This window comes from Leifsonia sp. Soil_N53 (assembly GCF_057655165.1).
The window spans coordinates 1-10,063 of record NZ_JBDGMM010000050.1 but is presented as its reverse complement, the minus strand read 5'-3'; the positions used below and the strand labels follow the sequence as shown (position 1 = coordinate 10,063).

Annotated in this window: 8 protein-coding genes; 2 read left to right on the top strand and 6 right to left on the bottom strand. The window is 72.4% G+C overall.

Translation table 11 applies throughout. The features are described 5' to 3' along the window. The 6 genes from AC3A3H_RS06990 to AC3A3H_RS06965 all read right to left on the bottom strand — a co-directional run. The coding region (locus tag AC3A3H_RS06990) for an ABC transporter permease (protein ID WP_487613830.1) at positions 1 to 656 on the bottom strand (656 nt) is incomplete at its 3' end. A gap of 89 nt (positions 657 to 745) precedes the next feature. Beyond that, positions 746 to 2,149, bottom strand: coding sequence for an NtaA/DmoA family FMN-dependent monooxygenase (locus tag AC3A3H_RS06985; protein WP_487613829.1), 1,404 nt, complete (start codon positions 2,147 to 2,149; stop codon positions 746 to 748). Further along, the gene (locus AC3A3H_RS06980; protein ID WP_487613828.1) at positions 2,146 to 3,900 is read right to left on the bottom strand and encodes a dipeptide ABC transporter ATP-binding protein; all 1,755 of its coding nucleotides are present in this window, start codon (positions 3,898 to 3,900) and stop codon (positions 2,146 to 2,148) included. Before AC3A3H_RS06980 ends, AC3A3H_RS06985 begins: the two co-directional genes overlap by 4 nt. Beyond that, positions 3,897 to 4,775, bottom strand: coding sequence for an ABC transporter permease (locus AC3A3H_RS06975; protein WP_487613827.1), 879 nt, complete (start codon positions 4,773 to 4,775; stop codon positions 3,897 to 3,899). The genes AC3A3H_RS06980 and AC3A3H_RS06975 overlap by 4 nt, the downstream gene beginning before the upstream one ends. Beyond that, positions 4,772 to 5,827 (bottom strand): ABC transporter permease, encoded by a 1,056-nt coding sequence (locus tag AC3A3H_RS06970; RefSeq protein WP_487613826.1) that lies wholly within the window; start codon positions 5,825 to 5,827, stop codon positions 4,772 to 4,774. The genes AC3A3H_RS06975 and AC3A3H_RS06970 overlap by 4 nt, the downstream gene beginning before the upstream one ends. After that, entirely contained in the window at positions 5,805 to 7,442 is a 1,638-nt protein-coding gene (locus AC3A3H_RS06965; RefSeq protein WP_487613825.1) for an ABC transporter substrate-binding protein, read from the bottom strand. Before AC3A3H_RS06965 ends, AC3A3H_RS06970 begins: the two co-directional genes overlap by 23 nt. A gap of 225 nt (positions 7,443 to 7,667) precedes the next feature. Between AC3A3H_RS06965 and AC3A3H_RS06960 the strand changes: the two genes are divergently transcribed. Together AC3A3H_RS06960 and AC3A3H_RS06955 are read left to right on the top strand one after the other, a co-directional pair. After that, complete coding sequence (locus AC3A3H_RS06960; RefSeq protein ID WP_487613824.1) at positions 7,668 to 9,287, top strand: phospholipase D-like domain-containing protein; 1,620 nt, start codon at positions 7,668 to 7,670, stop codon at positions 9,285 to 9,287. A gap of 40 nt (positions 9,288 to 9,327) precedes the next feature. Next, entirely contained in the window at positions 9,328 to 9,867 is a 540-nt protein-coding gene (locus tag AC3A3H_RS06955) for a GIY-YIG nuclease family protein (RefSeq protein WP_487613823.1), read from the top strand. Positions 9,868 to 10,063 lie beyond the last annotated feature (196 nt).

Below are 10,063 nucleotides of genomic sequence, written 5' to 3'. Positions count from 1 at the left end.
ACGAGCCCGTCGCTCGCCGCAGCAGCCGTCGCGGCCGGGACGATCAGCCGGCCGCCGCCGGAGGTCAGGCCGAGCCAGGCCGGGGCGCCCGGCTCGGCCGCGCGCCACACGCCGCTGACCGTGACCGTCACGGGAGCCGAGGGCCCGCGCAGCGTCAGCCGGTCGCCGACCGCGACCGAGTGGGCGCGCGCGAACGCGGCGTCGACCGCGGCCTCCGCGGAGCCCGACGACGCGTCTCCCCCGCCGGGCCAGCGGCCTTGCGTCAGCGTGACGCGGTGCTGGAGGTCGTCCGCCGCCACAAGGAGCAGTGCGTCGGACGTGTCGCGCACGCCCGCGACCGCGACCGGGACGGACGGCGCGGCGAACGTGCCCGCCACGGCGACCGGGAGGCCGGACAGCCGCTTCGCGAGCACCCTGCGGACCTCCGCATCCTGGGCGGGGAGGTCCGGCAGCGCGCTCGACTCGAGCGCGAGCGACGTAACCGCCGCAGGCTCGGCTGTCAGCGTCGCATGGACGGCGGAGGTCGGCGACCGGAACGCCAGCCCGGTCATCAGGCCGGCCAGCGCCGCCACGACCACGACCACGAGCCCGGTCGCGACGAGGGTGCCGGCCTGCGCGCGCGAGCGCCGCAGCCAGAACGCCCCCCTCGCACGCATTCCCCCAACCTAGCGCGCGCTCACGCACCTCCTGTGCGGATTCCGCCCCCGACAGGCGCGTTGTCGCACATCGGTGACGGTGAGCCGGCTCAGCGGGCCGCGGACACCGCCTCCGGATGCAGGTTCGCGCCGCCGCGGTACCGCGTCGCGGGGTGCCGCTCGGGCAGCCGGCTGTGCCCGTCGCCGAACAGGCGCTCGCGCAGCGTCCCCGACCGCTCGCCCTCCTTCGGCAGACGGCCGCGGCGGCGCAGCTCGGGCACGACCAGGTCGGCGAAGTCGCGGGCCGTCTCGAACGAGTGGTACTGGCGGAGGTTGATGCCGTCCAGGCCGTCCTCGTCCAGCCAGCGCTCGATCTCGTCCGCCACCGTCTTCACGTCGCCGACCACCAGGAACCGGTCGTCGCGGCCGTTCTTCACGAAGTCGAGCGCCTGCCCGACCGTCTTGTCGAGCGGGAGGAACGGCACCCGCTCGGCCGGGAACTCCGCCCGCGCGAGCGCCTCCCGCACGGTGATGTCCCGCGGGAACGCCGTGAGGTCGACCGGGAGGCTGCTGTGGGCGAGGATGCCGTCGAGGCTGGCGTTCTGCTGGTACAGCCGCCACTTGTCCTCGGCCTCCTCGGTGGTGCGGCCGACGATCACGCCCGCCATCGCGATGAACTGGACGTCGTCGCGGCGGCGGTCGTGGCGCTCGGCGGCGTCGCGCATCCCGTCGGCGTTGCGGCGGAACTCCTCTGTCGTCCGGCCGCCGGTGAAGACGACCTCCGCGTGCCGTCCCGCGAACTCGATGCCAGCGGGCGACCCCGTCGCCTGGAACAGCACGGGCGTGCGCTGCGGCGACGGGTGCACGATGTGCGGGCCGGCCACCCGGTGCCGGTCGCCGACGTGGTCGATGTAGCGCACCTTCGACGGGTCGGTGAAGACGCGCGCCTGCCGGTCGGCGATGACGGCGTCGTCGTCCCAGGAGCCCTCCCAGAGCTTGTAGAGCACGTCCAGGTACTCCTCGGCGCGGCGGTAGCGCTCGTCGTGCGGCACCTCGTCGTCGAGCCCGAAGTTGCGGGCGGCGTTCGGGAGGTAGGAGGTCACGATGTTCCACCCGATCCGGCCCTTGGTCAGGTGGTCGAGGGTCGACATCCGACGGGCGAACGCGAACGGCGGCTCGTACGTCGTCGAGAACGTGACGCCGAAGCCGAGCCGGTCGGTGACGGCCGCCATCGCCGGCACCAGCAGCAGCGGGTCGAGGTTCGGGCTCTGCAGGCCCTCCCGCAGCGCCGTCTCCGGGCCGCCGCGGAAGACGTCGTACGCCCCGATCACGTCGGCGAGGAAGATGCCGTCGAAGCCGCCGTGCTCCAGCAGCCGCGCGAGCTCCAGCCAGTAGTCGAGGTCGGCGAAGCGCTCACGGTTGTTGCCGGGCAGCGGCCACAGGCCGTGCGTGATGTGGCTCACGCACGCCATCTCGAACAGGTTGACGAAGAGCTGCTTGGGTTCGGTGGTCATGCGTCGCCTTCCGGGCTGATGCTGCGGGGGTCGCCGGCCGGAGCGAACTCCGGGATCGCGGCGATCAGATCACGAGTGTACGGCTGCTGCGGGCGTTCGAAGACATCCTCGGCCGTCCCCTCCTCCACCACCACGCCGTCCTTCATCACGAGGACGCGGTCGCTGAGGTGGCTGATGACGCCGAGGTCGTGCGAGATGAACAGGTAGGCGACGCCGGACTCCCGCTGCAGCGCCACGAGCAGGTCGAGGATCTGCGCCTGGATGGTCACGTCGAGCGCGGACACCGCCTCGTCGAGCACGATGATGTCGGGCCGCGGTGCGAGGGCGCGCGCGATCGCGACGCGCTGGCGCTGGCCGCCGGAGAGCGTCAGCGGGAACCGCGGCAGCACCTCGGCGCCCAGCCCGACCTGGCCGAGCAGTTCGCGCACCCGGGCGTCGCGGTCGGCGCCGGAGGCGAAGCGCTCCGAGCGGAGGGAGTCGAGCAGGATGCGCTCGACGGTCCAGCGCGGGTCGAACGAGCTCAGCGGGTCCTGGTAGACGACCGAGATGCGCCGGCGCAGCGCGCGGCGCCGCGACTCCGGCAGCGCCGACCAGTCCTGGCCGAGCAGCCGCACGTCGCCGCTGTCGAGGCGTTCGAGGCCGAGCGCGAGTCGGGCCGTCGTGCTCTTGCCCGAGCCGGACTCCCCCACGATGCCGAGCGTCTCGCCGGCGCGGAGGGTGAACGAGACGCCGTCGACCGCGCGGGTCACGGTGCCGTCGGAGGTGTGGAACCGTTTGACCAGGTCGCGCGCCTCCAGCACCGGGTCGCCGATCGCGGGCCTCGGGCCCGGTTCCGGTGCGCCCGGCGTGAGCGCGCGTCCCCGCGTCGTCTCGCCGGGGACCGCCGCGATCAGGGCGCGGGTGTACTCGTGCTCGGGCGCGGCGAGCACCTGCGCCGCCGAGCCCTGCTCCAGCACCTCGCCGCCGCGCATGACGAGGATGTGGTCGGCCAGCCGTGCGACGACGGACAGGTCGTGGCTGATCAGGATGAGGGACGCGCCGCGCTCCTTCATGGCCTCCAGCTGGGCGAGCACCTGCGCCTGGACCGTCACGTCGAGCGCGGTGGTCGGCTCGTCCGCGATCACGATGTCGGGGTCGAGCGCGATCGCCGACGCGATGAGCGCGCGCTGGCGGAGACCGCCGGAGAGCTGATCGGGTCGCTGCCGGGCGCGGACGGCCGGGGACGGCACGCCGACGCGTTCCAGGAGTTCGAGCACGCGGGCCTTCCGGGCGGTTCGGTCGCCCCAGCCGTGCAGGCGCAGCGCCTCCGCGATCTCGGCGCCGACCGGGCGCAGCGGGTCGAGGGAGACCAGGGCGTCCTGCAGCACGAAGCCGATGTCGCGGCCGCGGACGCGGCGCCAGCGCTTCGAGGAGTAGGAGCGGGCGTCCTCGTGGTGGAGCTCGAGCTCGTCGGCCGCCACGACGGCGTTCCGGCCGGCGAGGCCGACGAGGCTGCGCGCGGTCACCGACTTGCCGGAGCCCGACTCGCCGACGATCGCGACGCATTGGCCGGGGAGGAGGTCGAACGAGACGCCCGCGACGATCGGGCGGAGGACGCCGTCCACGCGGAAGCCGGTGCGGAGGTTGCGCACCCGGAGGCGCACGGCCGGCCAGTCGAGACGGGCCAGGCCCCCGGTGTCGGTGGACGCTTCGGTGTCGGTGGACTCGGCGCTGCCAGTGGATGCGGCGGTGCCCTGCTCGGCGATGCTCACGATCGCTCCCCTCTCTCCAGACGCGTCTGGATGTGGCGGCCGATGGTGGTCGCGGCGAGCGCGACCGCGACGATGACGAGGCCCGGGATGACGACGAGCCACCAGGCCGTGGTGAGGTAGGCGCGCCCGGCGTCGAGCAGGGCGCCCCACTCCGAGGCGGGCGGCGCGACGCCCAGCCCGAGGAACGACAGGCTCGAGGCCCACACGATCGACTGGCCGATCGACAGCGCGAACACCGCGACCAGCGGGCGGAGGGCGTTGGGCAGGATGTGCGCGCGCACGATCCGCCAGCGCGAGTGCCCGAGCGCGGTGGCGGCCTCCACATAGCCGGAGTTCCGCGCGCCGAGGATCTGCCCGCGGATCATCCGCGCGTACCCCGGCGCCGTGCCGATGCCGACCGCGAGCACCTGGGTCGCGGCGCTCGGCCCGGCGATCGCGATCAGCAGCAGCGCGAGCACGAGGGCGGGGAACGCGAACAGGATCTCCACGAACCGGTCGATCACGACGGCGACCGGCCGCACTCCCAGCGCCGCGAGCGTGCCGAGGATCAGGGCCAGGCCGATGCTCACGGCCGCGGCGCCCACCCCGATGGTGAGGGAGTCGCGGGCGCCCCAGACGACGCGGGTGTAGAGATCGCGCCCGGACTCGTCGGTGCCGAACGGGTGCGCCCAGCTCGGCGGCTGCAGGGCCGCGCCGTAGTCGATCGCGGTCGGCAGGTGCGTGGTGAGGAGCTGCGGGGCGACGACCGCGACGAGGAGCAGCACGGCGAAGGCGATCGCGAGGAACAGTCCCCAGGGCGCGCGGGCCAGCCGTGCACCCGCGGACAGTCCCGCGGGACTCCGCTTCGAGGACGGCGCGGCGGTGACGGAGGTCATGACAGCTCCAACCGGGGGTCGATCACCGTGTACACGACGTCCACGATGAGGTTCGCGGCCACGTAGACCACCGCGACGAGGGTGACGATGCCGGTGACGACCGGCAGGTCCTGGGAGTTGACGGCCGTGACGAGCACCGAGCCGATCCCCGGCCGCGAGAAGATCGACTCCACGATCACCGCGCCGGACAGCGTCGCGCCGAGCGCCCAGCCGGACAGGGTGACGGCGGGGATGACGGCGTGACGGAGGACGTGCCGCAGGCGGATGCCCCACTCCCCCATCCCGCGCATCCGCGCCGACAGCACGAACGGCTGGTCGAGCGAGCGCTCGAACTCGGTGCGCACGCTCTGCGCCATGAACCCGGCGAGCGGGATCGCGAGCGTCAGCGCGGGCAGCACGATCCCGTTCGGCGACGAGCCGCTGATGATCGGGAACCAGCGCAGCCCCAGCCCGAACACCAGCAGCAGGATGATGCCGAGCCAGTAGGCGGGCAGGCCGGCGGTGACGACGTCCACCGTCGAGCCGAGCGCGCCGACGCGCGGACCGCGCCCCGCGGTGAGGGTGACCCAGACCACCATGATCACCCAGGCCAGGGCGATCGCCGTGAGCGAGAGGGTGACGGTGCTGCCCAGTTGCTCGCCGATGATCGCGGTGACCGGACGGTACTGCTGGTACGAGGTTCCGAAGTCACCCGCGATGAGCCCGCGCAGGTAGTCGATGTACTGCAGGATGACCGGGCGGGTGAGGCCGTACTGGGCGCGGATCTGCTCCAGCTCGGCCGGCGTCCGGAGCTGCACCTGCCCGGCGCGGATGTTCAGGATGGTCGTGGCCCGGTCGCCGGGGAGGGCGAGCTGGGCGAAGAACGCCACGGTCGCCGCGCCCCAGAGGACCACGACCGCCGCGCCCGCCTTCTTCAGGAGGGTGAGGGCGACGGCCCGGCCGCGCCGGGGGCGGACGGTCGAGAGGACCGCCGCGCCGCCGGCCGCGGCCTCCACCCCTGCCGGGGCCCGCAACTCGCTCGGTGCCGGGCTACTTGGTGAAATACGCGTCATAGAACGTCGGCCCTCCCTGTGCGTGCTCCTGCCAGACCCCGTGGAGCTTGGGCGCCACGGCGAGCGTGCTCAGCCGGTCGTAGACGCCGATGGACAGCGCGTGCTGGGCGATGTAGTCCTGCGCCTTCTGGTAGTCGGCGTTCTGCTGCTCGACGGTTGCGGCGGAGTTGCCGTCGAGGATGTACTGCTCGAGCACCGGGTCGTTGTAGAAGGCGCTGTTGCTGTAGTTCGGGTGGTCGGCGGTCGACGGCCTCCAGTTGATGTAGAGGATGCCGGCCGTGACGCTCGTCCAGTAGCCCGCCTGGAGGTCGTACGCGTCCGGGCCGGAGTACTTGCCGGAGAAGAACTCGCTCTGCGGGACGGGGATGAGCTTCACGTCGAAGCCGACCTTGCTCGCCTGCTCCTTCACGCCCTGCAGGATCGCCGCGCCGTCGGCGTTGATGATCGAGCCCGCGCCGTAGGGCAGCCGGACGGTCAGCGGCTGGCCGTCCTTCACCCGCACTCCGTCGGAGTTCTTCTGGCTCCAGCCCGCGGCGTCGAGGAGGGCGACCGCCTTCTTCACGTCCTGCGTGTACCAGTCCGCGGCCTTCGTGCTGTATCCGGGCGTGGCCTGGCTGACGCCGCCGTTGCCCTCGGACGGGATGACGCCCCGGCCGATCGTCTTCACGATCTCCGGGCGGTCGAGGCTGTAGGCGAAGGCCTGGCGCACCTGCTCGTCGGTGAACGGGCCCTTCGCGGTGTTGAACGAGATCTGCTGCGGGCGGCCGGGGGTGACGAACTTCTCGAGCTGGTAGCCGCCGCTCTTCAGCACGCTCCACTGCACGGAGGGCACGTCGTAGATCGCATCGACCTGGCCGCCCTGCAGCGCGGCGACCCGGGTGGTCGGGTCGGCGACGAACTTCCAGTCGATGGTGTCGACGTAGGCGGGGCCGGTGTGCTTCGCGTTGGCGGGCGGCGACGTGTAGGCCTTGTTCTTCTTCAGGATGATGTCCTGGCCGCGGTTCCACTTCTCTACCGTGAAGGCGCCGCTGCCGATCGGCGCCTCGCAGTTCTGCTCCTGGGTGCGGGTCTGGAGCGCGTGCTGCGACTGGATGCCGAAGTAGCCCTGGCTGAGGTTGTCGGCGAGCCGCGGGTACGGACGCGACAGGTCGATCTGGAGGGTCTGGTCGTCGATCGCCTTGGCATCCTTGTAGTAGCCGTCGAGCCAGACCTTGGCGGTGCTGTTGCCGCCCTTCACCCAGTAGTCGAAGTTGTAGGCGACGGCCGCTGCGGTGAGGGGAGTGCCGTCGGTGAACTTCACGCCCTTCTTGAGGGTGAAGGTCCAGGTGAGGCCGTCGTCGGACTGCTTCCACGCGGTCGCGAGCCACGGGACGACCTTGTGGTCGGCGTCCAGCGAGGTGAGGTTGTCGAGCACCTGGTACGAGAGGTACGCCTGCTCGATCCACCCGCCGAAGACGCAGGCGGGCTCCTGCTGGTGGGCGTACACGATGGTGCCGCCGTCGACCTTCTGGCCGCCGGTCGCGGCGTTCGAGCTGCCGGCGCACGCGGCGAGGGCCAGGACGCCGGTGAGGGCGACGGCGGCGCCGGCGAGTGTGCGGAGGGAACGGGAAGGCATGAGGACTCCTGGGATGCGTCGGGTGCGGGACGGGATGCAGCCCAGGATGAAGGCCGACGCAAGCGCGGTCCAGCGGGCGTGACACTGTGTTTCGCGGGTGAAACAGGGCGTCATCGAAGCTGGCGCGGAGCGCCGGGACGTGCGATTGGGGACCAGGGCGTGCCACCGGAGGAAGGGGGTGGTGCGACCGAGGGCGGCCCTCCTAGGCTCCGGGCGGGGGTGCACATGAAAGTCACCAGCAGCAGCGGGCCGCTGTCCGCGCAGGCCATCGCCGGCAACGACGTCGTGCTGATCGGGATCGACCACGAGCGGGCGGCGATGCCGGGCATCCACGGCTTCGGCATCGAACGGCTCGACCACACCGAGGGCGAGCACCGCTGGCTGCCCAACCGCCTCCGGTTCACCGGCGCTCCCGCCGGCGCCTGGACGACCGACGTGAACCCGCTGCAGACCTTCCTCTGGGGCGACTACACCGCCAAGCCGGGCCACGACTACACCTACATCGTGCACAGCCTGGCGGGCACGCCGGGTCAGGTGCTGATCTCCCGCGAGGAGGTGACCCTGCCGATCTCGACAGGGCAGCCCGGCACGCAGGGCGTCTGGTTCAACCGCGGGGCCATCTCGTCGCAGGCGTACGCGGAGCGCTTCCACAACGCCGAGCCGCAGGACGTCCCCAACGACGCCGCGTGGATCTGGCTCTCCCGCGGGCTCGAGGAGGCCCTCCTGGCGTTCATCGGCCGTGCGCTGGACGCGAGCTGGGAGCTGCACGGCTGCTTCTACGAGTTCCAGCTCCCGGCCGTCCTCGACGCGTTCGGGGTCGCCGCGCGGGCGGGCGCCTCCGTGAAGCTCATCGTCGACGACGGCAACCCGAAGAACCACGACGCGGTGAGCTCGGCGGGGATCGGCGACCTGATCGCGCTCTGGCGGGCGCACGCGAAGATCCCGCACAACAAGTTCATCGTCGCGTCCCACGACGGTACGCCTGTGGCGGTGTGGACCGGGTCGACGAACGTCACACTCAACGGGGTGTTCGGCCAGTCGAACGTGGGGCATTCGATCGACGACCCGGCGATCGCCGCCGCCTACCTCGCCTACTGGACGCGGCTGCTCGACGACCCTCCGTACAGCGCGCTGAACGACTGGGTGGACGCGAACGACGCACTGCCCGACGACTGGCCAGGCGGTGTCTCGGTGGTGTTCAGCCCGCACACGCACAGCGCCGCCCTCGACCGGTACGCGGCGCTCTTCGGCGGTGCGACGACGATCGCCTGCGGCACGTTCCCGTTCACGCTCGACTCGCGGTTCGGAGACGCACTGCCGGGGACGCACGACGCCCTGCGCTACCTGCTGTTCGAGGACGCGAAGGCGGCGGCCGCGGCCGCCGAAGCCGTCACGGACCCGAAGACGGCCATCGTCGCCGGCGCCTTCCTCCCTGCGGGCGCGCTCGCCGGCTTCGTGGAGGAGATGCGGAACCCGCTCTCGACCAATGTGGAGTACGTGCACAGCAAGTACCTGCTCATCGACCCGCTCGGCGACGACCCGATCGTCGTGACCGGCTCGGCGAACTTCAGCGTGGCCTCCACCACGGGCAACGACGAGAACATGCTGGTCATCCGCGGTAACAGTGCGGTCGCGGAGGCCTACCTCACCGAGTTCATGCGGCTGTTCGACCACTACCGGTTCCGGTACACGCTGTCACTCCGGCCGCACGACCCGACGCCGGGACCGCAGAGCGGAGTGGTGGCGGCGGTCGGGCTCGACCCGACGGACGCGTGGTGGGCGAAGTACTACGACGAGCCAGGGCGCGCCCGGCAGCGCGAGGTGCTGGCGGGGACGGCGCACTGAGCGCGCCTCCCGTGTCGGGGGCGGGCGGTACGTTCGCCGCGTGACCGACGCGTGCTCTCTGTGCGGCGCTCCCGCGTATCCCGGGGCGCCGCTCGCGCTGTGCCTCGGGCACCTGCTGGAGGCGCACGAGTGGGTGGAGGGCGAGTACGGCCGGACGGACGTCCTGCCCTCGCCGTGCGCCTTCTGCGGCTCGCGGCTCGGCGTCCGGTACCCGTCCGGCTGGCTCTGCGCGGTGTGCGAGTGGCGCGTGGGGGAACCGCCGCCCGAGGGCGCGACCGTCTCGCGGGTGGATGTCGTCTACTACCTGCGGTTCCGCGACCGGATCAAGATCGGCACCACGGCGAACCCGGCGCAGCGGTTCTCGAGCCTCCGGCATGACGAGGTGCTCGCCTTCGAGCGCGGCGACCGGGCTCTGGAGCAGCTCCGGCACGCCGAGTTCGCGGCGCTGCGGATCCCCGGCACGGAGTGGTTCGAGACCGACGACGCGCTGCGCGCCCACGTCGCGACCCTGCGGGTCGGCGTGCCGGACCCGTGGCTGCTGCTCGCGCGCTGGCGCAGCGAGGCTGCCGCCCGCGCGTAACCCACATCCACCAACGACGTGCCCCTCGGGAGCTCGCTACGCGGCGGAGGTGGCGGGCTCGTCGAGGCGCTCGGCCTCGACCTTCTCGACGAGGCGCGCCATCTCGGCCGCCTCGGCCGCGTTGGCGCGCGCCGCGCGCAACGGCTCGGGCACCTCGACGCGGGCCTCGGCGTCGAGCCGGGCCAGGCCGGCCACG

Bases quoted from the DNA above. Each gene is read 5' to 3' on its own strand.
- AC3A3H_RS06985 (WP_487613829.1), bottom strand. From the start codon at position 2,149: ATGACCACCGAACCCAAGCAGCTCTTCGTCAACCTGTTCGAGATGGCG.
- AC3A3H_RS06975 (WP_487613827.1), bottom strand. From the start codon at position 4,775: ATGACCTCCGTCACCGCCGCGCCGTCCTCGAAGCGGAGTCCCGCGGGA.
- AC3A3H_RS06970 (WP_487613826.1), bottom strand. From the start codon at position 5,827: ATGACGCGTATTTCACCAAGTAGCCCGGCACCGAGCGAGTTGCGGGCC.
- AC3A3H_RS06965 (WP_487613825.1), bottom strand. From the start codon at position 7,442: ATGCCTTCCCGTTCCCTCCGCACACTCGCCGGCGCCGCCGTCGCCCTC.
- AC3A3H_RS06960 (WP_487613824.1), top strand. From the start codon at position 7,668: ATGAAAGTCACCAGCAGCAGCGGGCCGCTGTCCGCGCAGGCCATCGCC.